We start from the raw sequence: 18810 nt of genomic DNA on the forward strand, positions 1-18810 counted from the left end.
ATGTAAAATCACAACTATAAATTATTATTACTACAATATCTTACTAAATAACAAGTAAAAAACATGCCATATAATCATTATAAAACAGACAACCCAAATACAGAACCTGAAACTTTGGATATTGTTGACGGCGTTTCTATTCAAAATGAAGAATATACTCCCTTGTTTAAGGCTTTTAAGTTACCTGAATATTCAGAGATTAAAGAAGTAAGCGGAGACAAAGCAGAGGAAGACACAAAGTTTTTTATCAGTATTCCTGAGTACTTTCATACATATAATGCCCAAGATTACGATCCCGAATTTCCAACAACCAGAGAAGTGCCTGAAAAAAATATCGAATTAGATATTTTATCCCCCAAAACAAGTACAAGACATCATAAAGTAGAAGCTCATGTTTGCATCACCAAACAAGAAGTTTCACTTTTAAACCAATCTCAAATTACTCTTCCCGAACAGGGACTTGTCGGGGTAAAATTCCGTGATTACGGCCCTGTGTTTTACTGTACGGCGGGCGGAATGACCTTGGCATTAGGTGATTTTGTGATGATTGATTGTGAACAAGGGTTAGGTAAAGTTGTAAGAATAATCACTAACCCCCCTAGCGACTTATCTGTTTTACTTTTAGACCCAAATGCCGCATCTCAAGGTTTGCCTGAGAATATCACAATACAACAACAAGAAATCCCTGCTGTGCTTTCTCTTGCTGATGATAATGACCTTTTAATTTCAATAGAGAATACTGAACTTGTTGAAAAAGCAAAAGTTTTTTGTCATGAATGTATTCAAAATTTAAACCTCGAAATGAAACTCGTTGATGTTGAGATATTTCACGACCGTAGTAAGATTGTTTTTTATTTTACCGCCCCTACTCGTATAGACTTTCGAGAATTGGTTAAAGAATTGGTAAAAAATTATCGCACAAGAATAGAACTTCGCCAGATAGGAGTACGCCACGAAACTCAAATGCTTGGCGGAATAGGAAATTGTGGGGCTTCTTGTTGTTGTCGAAAATATTTAAGACGCTTTGCCCCGGTTACAATTAAAATGGCAAAGGAACAAAACTTATTTCTTAACCCGGCAAAGATCTCCGGTTTATGCGGACGCTTACTTTGTTGTTTGTCTTATGAACAAGAAAACTATGAACACTTTAATAAACAATGTCCTAAAATCGGTAAACGTTATACAACCCATGACGGCATCTATAAAGTTTTAAGAGTGAATATGTTTAGAGCAAGTATCTTTGCACAACTAGACGGCAATGAAGAAGAACAAGAGTTTAATATAGACGAATGGAACTCTCTTAGCCCAAAGCGTTTTGAAACTTCAAATTTTGAAGAAAACAGTCCGCTTACTCCTGAACTTGAATAAGACAGATAGCTTAGTAAAAAAATATTAATTTATCTAATTAAGTATATCTATATAATAAACCTACTCATGCGTGCTATATTGTAAACAAAGATTAATGATCTTTTACGGTTTACAACCTGCATAAAGCGTATGACATTTTATTTTATTAAAGGCACAAGATAATGACTCTATTTATAATATATGCATTTATTTTATTATTTATCGGTTTTTTGGCAAAAGACAAACTAAACTCTAGCGATTCTTTTTTTGTCAACAATAGATCCAGTAGTTCAACAGCAGTAGGCACAAACATAGTTTCGGCTTGTGTTGGCGGTTCGGCAACTATAGGCACAGTCGGTTTAACATGGCAAGTAGGAACACCGGCGTTTTGGTGGCTTGGTTCTGGGGCTGTGGGTTTAACTATTTTAATGATCTTTTTATCAAAAAAAATACGCTCCAGTGGGGCAAGAACCATGCCCGAAATGATCACGTCTTTTATAGGAAAACCAGCCAGGCCAATAGCTTCGGGAATTATTGTTGTCGCATGGCTCGCAATTATAGCAGCTCAATATTCGGCAATGCAAACGATTATTTCATCATTAACAGGCTTAAATACCAGTTATACAATCTTATTGGGAGCCGGATTGATATTATCTTACTCAACTTTGGGTGGTCAGGCCGCTATCGTTAGAAGCAGTATGTTTCAGTTTTTTTTAATGTTTGCGTGTTTGGTTTTGGCTTTTATTTGGTTGATTGGCTCAGCCCCACAACCGAGTATTACGTTTGAATTGGTCAACCAAGGCTTCCCTATGAGTAAGTTATATTACTTTTTATTGATTGTAGGCAGTAGTTATGTGGTTTGTCCAATGATTTACGGAAAAATACTGAGTGCTAAAGACAACAAAGCGGCTTTTCAGGGTACTTTAATTGCTATAATCGGATTATTGCTCGTGGAAGTTGTTATTGTGGGAATAGGTCTTTATGCGAAAGGTCTTATCCCTGATGCAACAACACCGGATAAAGTTTTAACTACTTTATTGGCTACCCAATTTCCAACTTGGCTTAGTTCTCTCGTCTTTTTAGGTTTAATAAGTGCTATTGTTTCTTCTGCTGACGCTTGTCTTTTAACCGCCTCAACGGTTTTAAGCAATGACCTTTTAAAAAGCAGTAACCCAAAAATATGTCGTATTGCCATGGTTTTTATCGCATTGGTGGCACTTTTAATTACTTCTTTTAATAAAGGTATTTTAGAATTGTTGTTGATGTCTCATAATCTTTATGTGTGCGGGGTTGTCGCTCCTGTTTTTATAGGGATGTTATTTTCCGATAATTATGTAAAAAATGCTAAGATTATGATGGGGGCAATGATTACGGGAAGCTCTTTTGGGCTGCTTGCTTCTATTGTAAATAATATTAATTTTTGCTATGTGGGAATAGGCTTGGCTGTAATAATCAGTTTAGCAGGCGTAAGAAAAAACAAAATGAACCCCCTGCGTTAAGAGTATAAATATTAGATGTTATTAAAGTACTGGAAAAAGAATCATGTTTGTGTTAGTTTAAAAACTTGCAGTATAAATTGCTTTGTCTAAATATTTTACTTAAAGCTGTAATTTGCACTACTTATTACTAAATCGAATAATATAATGGAAAATTATTGCAGTGTATATTGGTTGCAATAAACTTAAAGTATTACTTTAAAAAACTAAGGGTAAAACCCTTTTGAGGTTACTGTTACGGATACTAAACGCTTGCCCCGTGAGCTATTTGGGGTCTTTTTACTGTTTTTGGGAATTATCACCTTACTTAGTTTGATTACATTTGACTTAAGCGATCGCCATTTAAACCATGTTGTTAATCTTAAAGAACCGATTAAAAACGGTGCCGGTATTTTTGGTGCATATTTAGCAGGCTTAATCGTAGACTTTATGGGGATAGCTTCTTATTTTATTCCGATAATCTTATTTTATGGTGGCTATAAAAATATTTGGGACAAAGAACCCACGCAAGTAGGAAGAAAAATAGGGCTAATAATTTTTTGGCTTTGTTTTATGTCTTTAAGTGCGATTTTTACTTGGTCAATCGGTGATATTAAAGGTGGCGGATTAATAGGTATCAGTATCGGGCGTTTTGTCGTCTTTATGTTTAGTTCGATTGGTGCGTTTATTGTCTTTGGCTTTTTTATTCTTTTATCTGCTCAACTTATATTTAAGTTTTCTTGGCTCGTGTTTTTAAATGCAGGCTTGCTAGGTTTTATCAATAAATTAACAGAAAAAAAGAATAGCTTCGTCGACTTTTTAACAAAACGTTTTATCAGAAAAAGTAGACAACAAGGCGAAACTTATCATGAAACTAGAAAAGATGAAGCTAAACGATATGCCTCAACTCAACATGATATAGAAAATACAAGCGATGTTTTTAATAAAAGAGAAGAGTTAAAAGTACAACATCAAAAACACTGGGTTGATGCTTCCGAGTTGTCAGAATTTAACGAAACCACTCAACAAAACAACACTTCGCAAGACAACACTACTCAAAACGACACCACGCAACCAATATTAAATATAAATAATGAAACAAAACCGAGTGAAAGCTCTCATGTATCTCTTATTGAACGCCCTTCTTTTACTGACAAACCACAAGTAAAAGAAAACAAAAGTGAAGAAAATACAACGAATATTGCTGCGTTTCAAGCTCAAGAAACTTTTATGCAACAAGAAACAAATAAAAAGGCAACTCAGCCACAAACATTTATAGACGAAGATATTCCCGAAGATTTGGCGTGGCTCTCACAACCCTCACCGTTGCAAACCCAGAGAGAACCTAATCAATATTCCAACCTTTTTGATGAGCAACCAGAAAAAAACGTATCAATTGAAACAGCAATAAAGCAAGACAAGGTGGAACTTGTATCTAACATTGATGGAAACGAACCTATAGAAAGTTTTGTTAATGAGCCTTTACAAAATTTACCTAAAGACGTTTCGAGTGAACCTTTTAAACAAGTTACTACCTCTTTAGAAACACAGAATAATCAAGCAAGAGCTGAGAATAAAGCACCAGATTTAATAATGGAATTAAACAAGTTAAGCATTGCAAAACAAATAAATTCCATAAATGAACCAAGCTTTGAACAGAAGAACTCTTTGCAAGCAAAGCCGCAAAATATAGTTACAATTCAAGATGATGCAGAAGAAGATTACGCAACAGAAGACTTTATTGAACAAGATGTTAATTTATATCAGGAAGAACTACCAAAGACTTCTCAAAGTTCAACAGCAACAGTTGCAACACATAAAAAAGAAATAGCTATAACTACCCTGCCGTCTTTTGAATTATTGGAAGAGCCAAACCATTATGACTCAGGTCCGGCTGATGACATTTTAGACGAAAAAGCACGCAGCCTGATGGCTTGTTTGTCTGATTTTGGCATTCAAGGCGAATTAATGCGTATTGTTCCGGGTCCTGTTGTTACTATGTTTGAAGTCAAACCGGCACCGGGAGTGAGAGTTGCAAAAATATCAAACTTAAATGATGATATAGCTCTCGCCTTAAAAGCTGTTGCGGTTAGAGTGCAAGCTCCTATTCCGGGTTCTGATACTGTTGGAATTGAAATTCCCAATGAAATTCGTGAAACCGTTTATTTTAAAGATATTTTAGATTCAGAAAGCTACAAAAACTCCGAATCAATACTAACCATGGCACTTGGAAAAGACATAGCCGGCATACCTATCGCCGCTGATCTTGCCAAAATGCCCCATTTACTGGTAGCAGGAGCAACAGGAGCAGGAAAAAGCGTTTGTTTAAACTCTATTTTACTTTCATTTTTATACAAAGCCAAACCCCATGAACTCAAATTACTATTAGTTGACCCAAAACGTATTGAACTAGCTGTTTATGCTGACCTGCCTCACTTAGTCCACCCTGTGGTAACTGAAATGTCTTTAGCTAAAAATGCGTTGGAATGGGCTGTTGCCGAAATGGATAAACGCTATACGGATATTGCCAGATTGGGCGTTCGTAATATTACGGCTTTTAATGCCAAATTAAAAGAATTAGGCAAAAATCGTCCTCCAGAGCTATGCGACCTAGAACCAATGCCTTATCTTGTAGTTATTATTGATGAATTAGCCGATCTTATGTTGACGGGAGCAAAAGAGGTTGAAACCTCTATCGTTCGTCTAGCACAACTCGCCAGAGCCGCAGGGATTCACCTTATTTTAGCGACTCAACGCCCAAGTGTTGACGTTGTAACCGGTTTAATTAAAGCAAACTTTCCTTGTCGTATCTCTTTTCAAGTAACGTCAAAACATGACTCTCGTACTATTTTAGATGCCGTTGGTGCGGAACATCTTTTAGGTAAAGGCGATATGCTTTTTAAACCTAGCGGTGGAAAGTTTCAACGCTTGCATGGGGCCTTTGTGGGCGATGACGAAGTCGTTCGTGTGGCTGATTTTTGGCGTAGTCAAATGAAACCTGATTATAAGGTCGACTTTGCCGCCTTGTCTGATCCAAGCTCTTTAGAATCAGGTTCAACAAACTTAATAGACAATATTGGCTCTGATCCAATGTATAAAGAAGCCGTTAGTTTTGTATACCAACAAGGCAAAGCGTCAATTTCCTTGATTCAACGACGTTTTCGCATTGGTTTTAACCGTGCGGCTCGTTATGTTGAACAAATGGAACATGACGGCATTATAGGGCCGGCTGATGGAAGTAAACCAAGAGTGGTTATTCGTTAAATTATGTTTCAACAAGAATAAAATAATATAATATTTTAGTTGTTAAATGATTTGATTTTAATATAATATATTCAATTATTATACCGATATTAGTTTTAGCTTAAAAAATAATTTTCTCAAGGCTGTTTTATGTATTGTCATAACTATTTCAATCGCTTGTACAAAGTTGCTTTTCTTTTTGCTCTATTGTTAAATATGTCCGCATGTACCTTGTTTTCATCAAAGCAAACAGCGACTATTCCAAATGAACAAGCGGATTTGGCTTGGAAAAAATTTACCGAACGTTCTTCTTTAAACACAGAACAACAAGGTGGATTTAATATTTCCAGTAGTTTAAAAATAGTCCATGCAGAAAAAAGAACCTTTGTCCAAACCTTGTTATGGGGAAATGTTGAAGAAGAACATTGCAGGCTTAGACTTGACTTAAGAGCCAATATTGGTGTTACTCTTGCTAAAATCAGCGAACACGCCAATGAATTATTGATTTTTATGCCGGAAGACAATAAAGCCGCTCTATCTTATAATTCAGGCTTAACCGAACTTGGAATTCCCATTCCTTTTTCTTTATGTGAATTAGCTCATATTATACGAGGGCAAGAGGCAGATATTTTATTACCCAAATATCAAATTACACCTATACGCATGGACAAAGAAAAAAGCCTAAAAATAAAAGGTATTGAAGAAGCGACGGTTACTTATCTTATCCCTGAGGGGGCTTTTAAGGGAAGAATCGCCGTTAATGCTGAGGGCTTTCCTATTATGTGGCAATCAGATGAAAAAAGAGACGATGACTATGAAAATTGGAATATAACATTTTATTTTGCTGATTATTTAAAACAAGGTAAGATGTTAAAAAAACTCATTATAGACTTTCCTAAAGCGAAAAAAAATATTACATTTACGATTAAAGAACGAGGTAAACCAAACTTAGCGTATACAGATGCACAGTTAGATTTAGTTTTACCTCCTCATATAACCATTGCACCTTTAAACCGTGAATGGCTTGAAAATACAAGTGAATAAATTGAATAAAAAAGAAAGGATAACCATATGAATTGTAACTTATATACTACTCCAAGCAAAGACTGGAAGGCTGATGTCTGTATAGTTTTATCATGTGAAGGCACTCAACCGCTAGAAAAACTACAAGCACTAAAAGACGTAGCCCCTTGGGTAGAAATCAGCCCTGCTCTCAGAGATTTTCAAGGAAAAGAAGAAGATTTGGCTCTTGCTTATGGTCATCCGGAGCAAAATATTCCTCGTCTTTTATGTATTGGTCTTGGTTCTATTGATAAACTTAAAAGCGAGTTATCTCCTTTTGATAAATTCAGAAAAGTTATTGGAACAGCAATAAAAAAAGTACAAAAACTCAATCTTACTAGCGTTGCTTTTTGTCAGGACAATTTAGATGAGATTGCAAAGCTTTATGGTTGTGATTTATCTAATATCGTTGAAGAGCTTGTTTTTTCCGCTAAGTTAGCACTATATAAAATTAATATTTATACAAGTAAAAAAGACGAAGATAAAGAAATAACTACCTTAAATATTTATCTTAATTCACAACAAAATTATGATAATATAAAAGCCGCTCTACGCCGTGGAGAATCAAGTGCCGAAGGTGTAATGTTTAGCCGTATGTTAGCTAATGGGCCGGCAAATATTGTTACTCCTGAATACTTGGCGGATCAAGCGGAGTCTTTAGCTAAAAAATATAATTTTAAAATAGAGATTCTTGAAAAAGACGAAATCAAAGACCTTAAAATGGGTGCTTTTTTGGCGGTAGCAAAAGCTGCGAAAGAAAAACCTCGTTTTATTATTCTTGAACATTGCCCTAAAGGCACGGAAGACCAAACTCCAATTGTTTATGTCGGTAAGGGTATTACCTTTGACACTGGCGGAGTTAGCTTAAAACCTGCTGCCAAAATGCACGAAATGAAAGCAGATATGGGCGGTGCGGCCGCTATTTTAGGCTTTTTCAAAACCCTTGGCGAATTAAGCACTAGCGGAACAAATGAGCAAGTTTTAAAAAGACGTGTGATCGGTGTAATGCCTTGTACTGAAAATATGATTGGCGGAAAAGCCACTCGCCCGGGTGATGTTGTTACCACTTGTTCGGGAAAAACCGTAGAAATTCTCAATACTGATGCCGAAGGGCGTTTGATTCTTTGTGATGCTTTAACTTATGCTCAAAAACGTTGGAACCCTGAATATATTGTCGATTTAGCTACTTTAACGGGGGCTTGTGCTATCGCTTTAGGTGAAGATATTGCCGGTTTATTTTCAAATGATGTCCATTTTAGCCACGAACTTTATCAATATGGTAACAAAACAGGTGATTATGTTTGGTCTATGCCATTATGGGGTAATTATTTTGAAAGCATGAAGAGCGATGTTGCTGATATGGCAAATATTGGTTCTCGTGAAGGTGGAGCAATCAATGCGGCACTCTTTTTAAAACAGTTCCTTGAGTTTGAAGGCGAAAATGCCAAATTAAAATGGGTACATATAGATATGGCAGGCCCGGCTTATGTTTTAAAGAAAAACTCTATACTTGGCGGTGGAGCTTCCGGCTTTGGCGTTAGATTATTATTAAGTATTGCAAGCAATAAATAATTTGTTTTATATAGTTAGATATTTATTTGTGTATTTAACAATAAGAGCCGTTGTATTTTTATAACGGCTCTTACTTTTTAAACCATTGTGTAATGGTCTTATTTTTTGTTGTTTCGCTTTGAATTATATTCCAAATCTTGCCAATAACTTTCTCCCTTTTTTAACTCAATCTTTTCATTATACGAGTTAAACTGACCGACTATTTTTCCCGGTATTATCTTTCCTTTAAAAATCATTTCGTCTTTATTAAACTTTTCATCTCTGGGAACAGTAAATTCTATTGAATTTCCATTAACTTTAAGTGGTACTAATAATGGTTTTTGTGGCCAGCCCGGGCTTTCTTGAAACATAACATAATACTCGTTTTCCAATGGTCCGGGTATAATAAAAAATTCATATCCTAAAATATCACCGCTCTCATCATGATAAAACAAGCTTGAATAACAACCTGTTATTCTTTCGGTCTTAGTTGTTTTGGCTGATGAGTGATTAACACCGCCCCCAACAAGTAAAAACAAGCTCAAAAATATAATACCTAACTGAGTTACCTTTAAATAAACGTGTGGTTTAAGCATACTATCGCCCTCTTTATTGTTAATTTTAAATCAATTTCTAAAAGACCACTCGCCTTCTTTATTACGTAAATACCTACGCTTTATATCTTTTTTATCTAATAAAACAAGTTGCTTATCTAATATTCCCAACGCTTCTTTATAGTTTGTATTATCATTGTTATTTTCTTTTACAATCATCTTTTTTGTTTCTAAAATCATGTTTTTCGCATTTTCAAACTCGCCTAAACTACGATATAAATCGATAATAATAAGACGAGGAATTGTAGCTACTATATCTCCGTAGCTCTCCCATCTTTTTACCACATCAAGCTCTCTATCAATAGCCTCTTTGGCATATTTAGAGTATTGTTTAGAATTTGCACTTAATGTAGCTTCTTCAAGATAACCAACATATGTTTCAAGTGGTCGTTGATCTGCTTCAACAATTTTTGCAATACGCCAAGTTTGCGTTTCTGTTTTGCGCATTTTTTGATATTCATCAGACATTATATACTGTTTAAACTTCTCCCTATATGGATTATAACTTCTAACTTCAAATAAAACAAAACCACAGCGAGGACATTCAGGGTATTTTTGATTAATACCCAGTGCTAAATTCTTTTTCGAATTAAATTCAAACTTTTTTCCGTCAATAGGACATACTTCTTCTTTGCTGTATCCACGGCTAAACCCAATACAGATTAAAACCAAAACCAAACTTAAAATAGTTCCGAGTTTCATAAGTAGCTCCTTTTTCATTTCAATATCAATATATCCAAAAAATCACACAAAGTAAAATAGACAAAAGCAAAATAAACAGCTATAAATTAAACACATAATAACTTAATTTATATAAAATGAAGTTATATTAACGGTTGAATCTTATAACATCTTATTATATAAGTCTTATTGAGGAATATAATTATGCCAAACCATACTTGCTCAAAAGAAAAAACAGAACAATTAAATTTTACCACTCGCCTCACTCGTGATGATGTGGCGGGCTTAATTGAAGCAATGGCTGAAAGCATAAAAGAAGGTCATGTGAAAGTCCAAAAAAGTGGTGAACAACTCACTTTAGAAGCACCAAGAGTTATCGATTTTGAAGTGAATGCCTCTCGCAGTAGTGAACGAAGCTCATTAGTTTTAGAAATTTCATGGCGTAATAAACCCATTGAAGTACCTGATTGCCCCGAAGAATAAAAAGAATATAACCTAACGGCTTTATTTGTTTAAACTATATTACTTCAAACGAATTAAGGAAGATAAATATGCAAGTTCTTAAAATGACTGACTTAAACCTTAAAGATAAAAAAGTTTTTATTCGTGAAGACCTTAATGTTCCAATTAAAGACGGAAAAGTTACCGGAACAGCAAGAATAATGGCGGCTCTTCCAACCATTAAACTGGCGGTTCAATCAGGGGCTAAAGTTATGGTAACCTCTCACCTTGGTCGCCCGGTTGAAGGTGAATATAATGAAGAATTTTCACTGGCTCCCGTTGCAAAAATGTTAAGCGAATTATTACAACAACCCGTTACCTTGATAAAAGACTATCTCAACGGGGTTGATGTTAAATCAGGTCAGATTGTTTTATTGGAAAATGTACGCTTTAATAAAGGCGAAAAGAAAAATAATGAAGAATTATCCAAACAATATGCTGCTCTTTGCGATGTTTTTGTAATGGACGCTTTTGGAACCGCACACAGAGCCCAAGCCAGCACGGCAGGAATAGCTGAGTTTGCTCCTATTGCCTGTGCCGGTCCTCTGCTTGCCGCAGAACTTGAAGCATTGGGCAAGGCGTTGCACAACCCGAAAAAACCTTTAGTTGCCATTATTGGCGGATCTAAAGTCTCAACAAAGCTGACTATTTTAAAAAGCTTGTCGACAAAAGTAGATAAGTTGATTGTCGGTGGGGGAATAGCTAATAATTTTATAAAAGCTGCCGGTTATGAAGTTGGAAAATCTTTAATCGAGCCTGATTTAATTGACGAAGCCAAATCTTTAATAGACGAAGCCAAAAAAGCCGGCGGAGAAATTCCAATCCCCGTCGATGTTGTTGTTGCAACTGAGTTTTCAGAAACAGCAAAAGCAACGATTAAAAACGTCAATGAAGTTTCGACTGATGAAATGATTTTGGATATTGGTCCGAAAACAGCCGAAATTTATCGTAAAATCTTGCTTGATGCCGGAACAATTGTTTGGAACGGACCTGTTGGCGTATTTGAAATTGACCAGTTTGGCGAAGGCACAAAAGCGGTTTGTCAGGCTGTGGCAGATAGTAAAGCATTTTCTATCGCAGGTGGAGGTGATACCCTCACAGCGATCGAAAAATATAAGCTTAAAGATGGTGTTGATTATTTATCAACTGGTGGTGGTGCTTTTTTAGAATTTCTCGAAGGCAAAACGTTACCCGCGGTTGCTGTTTTAGAAGAAAAATCTAAAAAAACTAATTAAATATTTTTTATTACCAATAGTAAATTACTATAATAAAGGATAGCAAAATGTCAGAAAAAAAAGTTGTTGTTGCGGTGGTTGGTGCGACTGGTGCCGTTGGTCGTGAAATGTTAAAAATTTTAGAAGAAAGAGATTTCCCTTTTTCTCAGCTTGTTCCTCTTGCCTCTGCTCGCTCAGCCGGTAATAGCATTGAGTATAAAGGCAAAAAAATAGTAGTAAAAGAATTAAAAGAAGATTCTTTTAAGGGTATAGACCTCGCTCTTTTTTCCGCAGGTGGTTCTACGTCTGAAAAATATGCTCCACATGCGGTTAAAGCCGGTTGTGTCGTCGTAGACAACTCAAGTGCATGGCGTATGGATAAGCGTTGTCCTTTGGTTGTGCCTGAGGTTAACCCTGAGGCTTTAAAAAATCACCAAGGTATTATCGCTAACCCTAACTGCTCTACTATTCAAATGGTTGTTGCTTTAAAGCCTTTACATGACGCAGCTAAAATCAAGCGTGTTATTGTCTCTACTTATCAGGCTGTTTCGGGAACAGGACAAAAAGCGATCACTGAACTTGATACTCAAGTTAGACAAATGTTTAATTTACAAGCCCCTGACGTTAAAGTTTATCCTTATCAAATTGCTTTTAACTGTCTGCCTCAAATTGATGTATTCATGCCAAACGACTATACAAAAGAAGAAATGAAGATGGTTGACGAAACCGTGAAAATCATGAACGACCCTAACATTAAAGTTACGGCAACAGCCGTTCGTGTTCCTGTTTTTTATGGTCATAGTGAATCACTAAATATAGAAACAGAAAAAAAACTTACCTCAAAAGAAGCCAGAGCAATTTTAAGCAAAGCTCCCGGCATTCAAGTATTTGATAATCCAAGCGAAAAAATGTATCCTATGGCTATTACCGCCGCCGGAGAAAATGAAGTTTTTGTTGGGCGTATCAGAGAAGACGAAACAATCGCCAATGGTCTTAATATGTGGGTTGTTGCCGATAATATTCGTAAAGGTGCTGCTTTAAACGCTGTTCAAATAGCTGAGCGTCTTTTAAAAGACAATCTTTTAAAAGTTAAAGATCCTAATGCTTTTATGTAGTTTTTTAATTAAAGGAAATTCATGAAAACTCCATTGCCTCCGATAGTAGTATATTTAATGCCTCTAGTCTTGATAGCTATCGGACTATTTACCGTATGGTGTAGTATCAAAGAATATGATTTTTTTATGAATGACAGAAGAGCTAAGTTTATGATCAAAATACTTGGACGTAAAGGTACTCGTATTTTTTATATTATATTTGGCAGTGTGTTTTTGCTTGTTGGAGTTTTTCTTCAGCTGGCTGTTCTTTATTCCTTGGCTACAGGCAAGCCAATTGGATAGATCATTCATTCATTGTCTTTTAATAGTAAACCACAAAAAGGTTCTTAGTTTGATAAGCAATATCTGCTAAGAACCTTTTTATTTTTTTATAAATAAAAGAAGATTGACCCAAAGTCTTTTTTATCTTATCGATAACTAGATAGTGCATTACAGTTTATAATCATAAGGATATTTTGCATGAGCGAAAAAACTCACAATAAAAATGATTCCCCGCCCTCTCTTACTCATAAAGGTTTAGCCGAATTTTTAGGAGTTTCAGAAACTACAGTTAAAAGTTATCGTCGCAAATTTCCTGATTGTATTCCTGTGGCAAATATGGGGAAGCCAATTCGCTTTACCCCGGAAGCCGTTAAAGTTTGTTTAAAAATTAGAGACTTTTTTGAACAAGGTATGTCTATTATTGAAGTTAGAGAGCGTTTGAGCCAAGAGTTTTCATGGATAAGTGCAAAAGCTGAAAAAACTCAAACTAATCAGAATGCTATAGACAAAGAACAAACTCCACAAGATGTCAAAAACATCCTAGGTAGCTTATCAAAGGCAATGATTACCATAACTCAACAACAAAACACGATCTTAAAAAAAGTACAACGCTTGGAAGAAAAAGTACAAATAGAAACAAGTAGTACACCGGAAAATACTCAGCAACATTTTGACTCAACAAGAGAAAATCATGGTAACATTACAGAACGTCTTGAAAAATATGAAGAAAAATTAAACTCCCTGTCTCGTTCTTTTGATAATATTTCAACACAATTAAGCGGTTTGGTGCAAGACATGATTGCCCCTATTTTAGGGCAAAAAATAGAACAAAGTCTTGAATATGCTTTAAATAAAAAGTTTAACAACTTGTCTGGTTCTGATGATAACAATCAGCTCCAACCACAAAAAGCAACGGTTATGTCTTTCCCCAAAAGCACTGATGTTGATCAACTTATTAATGTTGATCAACCCACAACCGGTATTAACGAACAACCTCCAAGAGAATTGTTGGCTCTTCCCTTGATTATTCGTAGTTTAAAAGGTGAATATATCAGTGTTGCCGATAAAAGTAAGGGACGCTTTTCTTTAAATGACCTTAAAGCAATTTTAGCTTATAATAGCCCGCCTCCAAATAATTTTGTGTTAAGATGGGAAAAAGATACGGCAGGTTGGTGGTTTGTTATTGAGCAAACAAAAAATGAACACCCTCGCTGTTTACGCCTATTACTTGTTGAATCAAATACCCAAAAAGGTGAATCTGTAGTGATCGCAACAAGAATTACAGACAACGGCACAGATGTTCACCCCTCTGAGCTTTTACCTTTTATTCATGGGTTATCGGAATAAGTTTTTGTATCAAATTGGTTAAAATCTGTTGAAATCGGTATATTTTCTTCATTTTCACACTAAAAGGAGAATGTAATGTCTCAGATTCCGATTAAAAGTGAAAAAAAACAAATACCTGATAGCTTTCCCGTATTTATTATTGTGGGACTTTCAGGAGCAGGCAAAAGTACAGCCTTAGATGTTTTTGAAGATATGAATTTTTTTACCGTTGATGGCTTGCCCTCTGCCCTTGCTTCTAATATGTTATATTTATTAAATAAAGATAACTTAAAAAATTATCAGGGTGTGGCTATAGGCGTTGATATAAAACATAGCGACTTTACAAAAGAATTGGAAAATGCACTTGCCCAGCTTAACGAAATGGGCGTAAAAGTGCGTATTTTATTTTTAGAAGCCGGAACAAAGGTTATTATCAACCGTTATTCCACAACCAGGCGCCCTCACCCCCTAGAAAAGAAAAAACTCGGATTGGAACAAGCAATTAACAAAGAAAGAGAACATCTGCAACTTGTTAGAGCAAAAGCCGATTTAGTTGTTGATACTTCAAGTTATTCGATTCATGATCTAAGGCGTATTATTCAAGAAGAATGGGGAGCTATTTTAAATCTTAAACATGTTTTAAGAGTTCATCTTATTTCTTTTGGTTTTAAATATGGAATGCCCACCGAATCAGACTTTGTTTTTGACTTACGTTTTTTACCAAACCCTTATTTTGAACCCGAGTTAAAGTTAAAAACAGGATTGGAAAAAGAAATTCAAGACTATATTCTAAATTCAGAGTCAGGAATAGGTTTTGTAAAAAAACTCGAAGATTTTTTAAACTTTACTTTAAAATTAAGCCAAGCCGAAGGGCGTTTTCGCATTACTATAGGAATTGGTTGTACCGGCGGGCGACATCGTTCCGTTGCGGTTACTGAAAAAATAAGCAGTTTTTTACAAACTAAAGGCTTTATTGTTTCTAAAGAACATCGCCATCTTTCTTTGGGCTAAATTTTAATAAAAAAATACTTCAATAAAGGACTTGTTTGTGTCTCACCCTGCTCGTATATTTGGAACGCTTCACCCTTTTGTTGAAAGTGGCGATATTTTGGGGCGTACTGTTGCCAATAGTACCTTTTTAACCGCATTAATTGACGCTGATTATTTTGATGAATATCATTTTTTCTTAGCCAATAATTCGCAAATTGAAACATTAGAGCGTTTTTTTTATAATAATTATCCAAAACTAGATAAAAAACGCATTCTTTTGGCATTACGCAAAGATTTGCCTGATGCTATCATAAAAAATGACTACTTTTGTTTTCATTTGTCAGACAGCATAGCTGATACTGCCCCATTATGTGCCTTGCGTAACGCTTTGGCAAAGAATATTTTTCCCGTAACAGGGGTAACACATTCTTTAAGTTATGTGCGTTATTTACCACACTTTTTAGCTCAATTGTGGCAAGGCTGTACTGTCCGAGATGCTATTATTGTTACATCTACTGATGGAGTTAAGGTTGTAAATAATATTTTTGAACAATTAAGTCAGCACTTTCATAGCCAAGACCTAAAAAGACCTGAGTTAAAACGCATTCCGCTAGGTATTAATACAAAGATGTTTGCTTCGCCTGACAGCAAAGAGAAAATAAAAGACAAAGAACAGGCTAGAAAAAGGTTAAATATTCCCCAAAATTCCAGAGTGGCTCTTGTTTTGGGGCGTTTTTCTCATTATTCAAAGATGGATCTTTTACCTTTATTAAAGGCGTTGCAGCGTGCTATAAGTCTTGGTTTAGATACAAAAAACTTTGTTTTGATTTTAGCGGGTGCAAAAGATAAAGACGATATTACGCCTTATCAAATTCAAAAGTTTGCTCAAAAACTGGGTATTCAAACTATTTTAAAAGAATCACCTAGCGAAGAAGAAAAAAAGCAACTCTTTAATATTGCTGATATTTTTATTTCACCCAGTGATAATATTCAAGAAACTTTTGGAATTACCATTATTGAAGCCGCTCTCGCAGGTTTGGCGGTTTTAGCTTCTGATTATGATGGTTATAAAGATTTAGTTCAGCATAACACAACGGGACTTTTAATTCCAACTATTGGATTTAGTTCAACAAAAGCGAGCGATGTTTTAGGCGGTTTTTTGTTTGATAGCCAATATCATTTAAGACTTTCGCAACAAACAGCTTTGAATATTCCATTATTTGCAGAATATTTAATAAAACTTGTGAATAATTCGGAACTTTGCATTGAGCTTGGTAGAAATGCATATAAAAACGCTTTGGAAAAATATGACTGGAACCTTGTTATCAAGCAATATATTAATTATTGGGAAGAGCTTAACGCCAAAGGAATCAGCCAAGCTGAACGAGAAAGGCTTAAAAATATTAGCCACCCTTTTAATCATAATTTTTCTAATGTGTTTGGACATTATACAACCAGTCAGCTTGGCGATGAACTTTTATTAAAACGCTCTGAGTTTGGAACGGCGTTTTATAATAATAAAGATTTTCCCGTGATTTATGCGGAAATTGAAGCACTTGTTTCGCAAGAGTTTTTAAAAAAACTGATGTTTGTTGCGAGAAAAGCTTGTACGGTTAAAGAGTTAAGGGAATTATTTTTTGAATATAATAAAATAGAAACACCCAATATTTTAGACCAAGAGAATGCAGAATTTATTCTTTTGTGGTGTCTAAAGCAAGATTTGTTGGAGTTGGTTTAGGCTAATAACTAGCGAAATGTAACTTGATAAAGAAAATCACTCATCCTGTTGAAAGGTAAAATCAATACCAGAAACGGTTGAAAGATCCCGTATGATACATTTTTTATAATGATCTCTAATAAGTGTTTGACGATCATATATACTTGAGCTTTTATAAGTATATATGATACGGTTATATCCAGCTTCTACTAAACTTAGCTTGAAGTAATATAAATATTTACGTTTTACTTCTATACACCTATCAATTTCACTTTTTATTGCGTTATTTAAAGAACTATAGTCTACGGCGTTCTTAATCTCCTCTTCAATTTGTCTTATTGCCTCCACTAAATATCTCTCTTGTATATCTTGTATATCTCTATTTACTTGTATATGTGCTGGTAGCTCACCAAACAAAGCAATATTATCTAACGTATCTCCTCGTTGCAAACGAGCTAAGGCTTTTCCACAAAGAATTAGATATAAATTAGTTGGTTGTGTAATGTTAATAACAGCTAGTCGAGACAAAACCTGATGAATATCTCGCAAACTTAGATTTAGAGAAGAAAAAATCACAGAAAGAGACTTTGCGACTGTACATTCCCCCACGTTTTGGGTATCAACAATATAATTAGCATGAAAACTATTAGCTAAAAACTTACAAGTATTGATATTAGCATAAGACTTAACATACTGTGCAATATCTATCTCAGGTAAACGCACTTGCATATCAATAAAACGTCCTAAATAGCGTTTTGCTCCAACTGTATCTAAGCCATAAACAGAAGATATACAGTTAGCGAGTTGATTTTCTTCTAACGCCAAGATAAAAATTACATGTGGTACAGAAAAAAGATGCTTGATATTTTCTAATAATTCTATGGCAAAGCTTGGCTTACAGCGGTCAAGTTCATCAACCATAATGATAATGGGGCTACCAGTTTCGTCATAACAAGCCTTGGCGAAGTCTTTAATGTTCTCTTTTACTGCCTGACGTGCATCTTGTGTTTTTTCAAAAGTATCTTGTATTTTATTTGCAATAGCATCAGTAGTGTCTTGAACAAGAGCGTCAACTACCTCATTTGGGTCAACTTTTAGCCAACGCAGACCTGCTTTGATACCAATTGTTGTTAATGCCCCTATAGTAGCAGGAGCATTTTTCATGGCTGTAGTAGCACCACTAACTATTGCTTCTTTGACTCTGGATAGATAACCATCTGTATTCTTTTTTTGTTCTTCTATTTGTTCTATAATAGAATATGAAAATGCCAATAAAGCATCTTCTGAATAGTCCACTTCCCATGCGTTAAAATAAAAGCATGGCAAGCCTATTCCATTGCCTTTTTCTTCGCTTTGTGAGTTTTTATCTGTGGCTTTGACGTTAAAAGGCTGTTCCAACAACCAGTTTTTCCATGCTTTCAAGAAAAACGTCTTGCCAGTACCACACTCACCATGTACAGCGACAACATAAGGCGTTGAACTTTGTTTAAAAAAGTTCGTTAATGTTTCTGCGAGGTTTTTTCTATTTCCTCCAGATAAATCGAACTTCCAACAAGGCTCAGCATAATCATCATTGGGGTGAGTACCTTCAGCCCTTCCTAACAGTGAAAAAGTATTTTGTGTTGTCATGGATTATCCTTTAAATAGTCATAAACAAATATCGCTATATAAAAAATAACCTATTTTTATTTTCATGACAACTATTCTATTATA

Annotated in this window: 15 protein-coding genes; 12 read left to right on the forward strand and 3 right to left on the reverse strand. The window is 35.2% G+C overall.

Going from position 1 to position 18810, the window contains the following annotated elements; translation table 11 throughout:
- Positions 1 to 63: 63 nt before the first annotated feature.
- The 5 genes from BT999_RS06905 to BT999_RS06930 all read left to right on the forward strand — a co-directional run bounded on the left by BT999_RS06905 (position 64) and on the right by BT999_RS06930 (position 8699).
- A complete protein-coding gene (locus BT999_RS06905; RefSeq protein WP_072697050.1) occupies positions 64 to 1368 on the forward strand; it encodes a PSP1 domain-containing protein in 1305 nt (434 codons plus the stop codon).
- 161 nt (positions 1369 to 1529) lie between these two features.
- Complete coding sequence (locus BT999_RS06910; RefSeq protein WP_072697051.1) at positions 1530 to 2846, forward strand: sodium:solute symporter family protein; 1317 nt, start codon at positions 1530 to 1532, stop codon at positions 2844 to 2846.
- A 249-nt stretch (positions 2847 to 3095) separates the two neighbouring features.
- Positions 3096 to 6086 carry a DNA translocase FtsK gene (locus BT999_RS12295; RefSeq protein ID WP_084650630.1) on the forward strand — a complete coding sequence of 997 codons (2991 nt, stop codon included), beginning with the start codon at positions 3096 to 3098 and terminating at the stop codon, positions 6084 to 6086.
- 129 nt (positions 6087 to 6215) lie between these two features.
- On the forward strand, positions 6216 to 7109 hold the full coding sequence (locus BT999_RS06925; RefSeq protein WP_072697052.1) for a hypothetical protein: 894 nt from the start codon (positions 6216 to 6218) through the stop codon (positions 7107 to 7109).
- Between the two features lie 27 nt (positions 7110 to 7136).
- Entirely contained in the window at positions 7137 to 8699 is a 1563-nt protein-coding gene (locus BT999_RS06930; protein WP_072697053.1) for a leucyl aminopeptidase, read from the forward strand.
- A 98-nt stretch (positions 8700 to 8797) separates the two neighbouring features.
- Here the strand turns inward: BT999_RS06930 and BT999_RS06935 are convergent, their stop codons facing one another.
- Both BT999_RS06935 and BT999_RS06940 read right to left on the reverse strand, forming a co-directional pair.
- A complete protein-coding gene (locus BT999_RS06935) occupies positions 8798 to 9274 on the reverse strand; it encodes a hypothetical protein (RefSeq protein ID WP_072697054.1) in 477 nt (158 codons plus the stop codon).
- Between the two features lie 30 nt (positions 9275 to 9304).
- The gene (locus BT999_RS06940) at positions 9305 to 9994 is read right to left on the reverse strand and encodes a hypothetical protein (protein ID WP_072697055.1); all 690 of its coding nucleotides are present in this window, start codon (positions 9992 to 9994) and stop codon (positions 9305 to 9307) included.
- Positions 9995 to 10177: 183 nt separating this feature from the next.
- Between BT999_RS06940 and BT999_RS06945 the strand changes: the two genes are divergently transcribed.
- The 7 genes from BT999_RS06945 to BT999_RS06975 all read left to right on the forward strand — a co-directional run bounded on the left by BT999_RS06945 (position 10178) and on the right by BT999_RS06975 (position 17118).
- Positions 10178 to 10456, forward strand: a complete 279-nt coding sequence (locus BT999_RS06945; protein WP_072697056.1) for an amphi-Trp domain-containing protein — start codon at positions 10178 to 10180, stop codon at positions 10454 to 10456.
- Positions 10457 to 10524: 68 nt separating this feature from the next.
- Positions 10525 to 11709, forward strand: coding sequence for a phosphoglycerate kinase (locus BT999_RS06950; RefSeq protein WP_072697057.1), 1185 nt, complete (start codon positions 10525 to 10527; stop codon positions 11707 to 11709).
- 47 nt (positions 11710 to 11756) lie between these two features.
- Complete coding sequence (locus BT999_RS06955; protein ID WP_072697058.1) at positions 11757 to 12803, forward strand: aspartate-semialdehyde dehydrogenase; 1047 nt, start codon at positions 11757 to 11759, stop codon at positions 12801 to 12803.
- A gap of 57 nt (positions 12804 to 12860) precedes the next feature.
- Positions 12861 to 13085, forward strand: a complete 225-nt coding sequence (locus tag BT999_RS06960) for an Imm17 family immunity protein (RefSeq protein ID WP_072697110.1) — start codon at positions 12861 to 12863, stop codon at positions 13083 to 13085.
- Between the two features lie 177 nt (positions 13086 to 13262).
- Entirely contained in the window at positions 13263 to 14411 is a 1149-nt protein-coding gene (locus tag BT999_RS06965; RefSeq protein ID WP_072697059.1) for a MerR family transcriptional regulator, read from the forward strand.
- A 75-nt stretch (positions 14412 to 14486) separates the two neighbouring features.
- Complete coding sequence (rapZ, locus tag BT999_RS06970; protein WP_072697060.1) at positions 14487 to 15401, forward strand: RNase adapter RapZ; 915 nt, start codon at positions 14487 to 14489, stop codon at positions 15399 to 15401.
- Between the two features lie 37 nt (positions 15402 to 15438).
- A complete protein-coding gene (locus BT999_RS06975) occupies positions 15439 to 17118 on the forward strand; it encodes a glycosyltransferase family 4 protein (RefSeq protein WP_072697061.1) in 1680 nt (559 codons plus the stop codon).
- A 36-nt stretch (positions 17119 to 17154) separates the two neighbouring features.
- Here BT999_RS06975 and BT999_RS06980 read toward each other — a convergent pair whose 3' ends face one another.
- Entirely contained in the window at positions 17155 to 18726 is a 1572-nt protein-coding gene (locus BT999_RS06980; RefSeq protein ID WP_072697062.1) for a KAP family P-loop NTPase fold protein, read from the reverse strand.
- Between the last annotated feature and the right edge of the window lie 84 nt (positions 18727 to 18810).

It is taken from the genome of Desulfovibrio litoralis DSM 11393 (assembly GCF_900143255.1).
GTDB lineage: Bacteria > Desulfobacterota > Desulfovibrionia > Desulfovibrionales > Desulfovibrionaceae > Frigididesulfovibrio_A > Frigididesulfovibrio_A litoralis.

Coding starts and splice junctions, on each gene's coding strand:
- BT999_RS06965 (WP_072697059.1), top strand. CDS start 13,263: ATGAGCGAAAAAACTCACAATAAAAATGATTCCCCGCCCTCTCTTACT.
- BT999_RS06935 (WP_072697054.1), bottom strand. CDS start 9,274: ATGCTTAAACCACACGTTTATTTAAAGGTAACTCAGTTAGGTATTATA.
- BT999_RS06925 (WP_072697052.1), top strand. CDS start 6,216: ATGTATTGTCATAACTATTTCAATCGCTTGTACAAAGTTGCTTTTCTT.
- BT999_RS06945 (WP_072697056.1), top strand. CDS start 10,178: ATGCCAAACCATACTTGCTCAAAAGAAAAAACAGAACAATTAAATTTT.
- BT999_RS06910 (WP_072697051.1), top strand. CDS start 1,530: ATGACTCTATTTATAATATATGCATTTATTTTATTATTTATCGGTTTT.
- BT999_RS06960 (WP_072697110.1), top strand. CDS start 12,861: ATGCCTCTAGTCTTGATAGCTATCGGACTATTTACCGTATGGTGTAGT.
- BT999_RS06905 (WP_072697050.1), top strand. CDS start 64: ATGCCATATAATCATTATAAAACAGACAACCCAAATACAGAACCTGAA.
- rapZ (WP_072697060.1), top strand. CDS start 14,487: ATGTCTCAGATTCCGATTAAAAGTGAAAAAAAACAAATACCTGATAGC.
- BT999_RS06930 (WP_072697053.1), top strand. CDS start 7,137: ATGAATTGTAACTTATATACTACTCCAAGCAAAGACTGGAAGGCTGAT.
- BT999_RS06950 (WP_072697057.1), top strand. CDS start 10,525: ATGCAAGTTCTTAAAATGACTGACTTAAACCTTAAAGATAAAAAAGTT.
- BT999_RS06955 (WP_072697058.1), top strand. CDS start 11,757: ATGTCAGAAAAAAAAGTTGTTGTTGCGGTGGTTGGTGCGACTGGTGCC.
- BT999_RS06980 (WP_072697062.1), bottom strand. CDS start 18,726: ATGACAACACAAAATACTTTTTCACTGTTAGGAAGGGCTGAAGGTACT.
- BT999_RS06940 (WP_072697055.1), bottom strand. CDS start 9,994: ATGAAACTCGGAACTATTTTAAGTTTGGTTTTGGTTTTAATCTGTATT.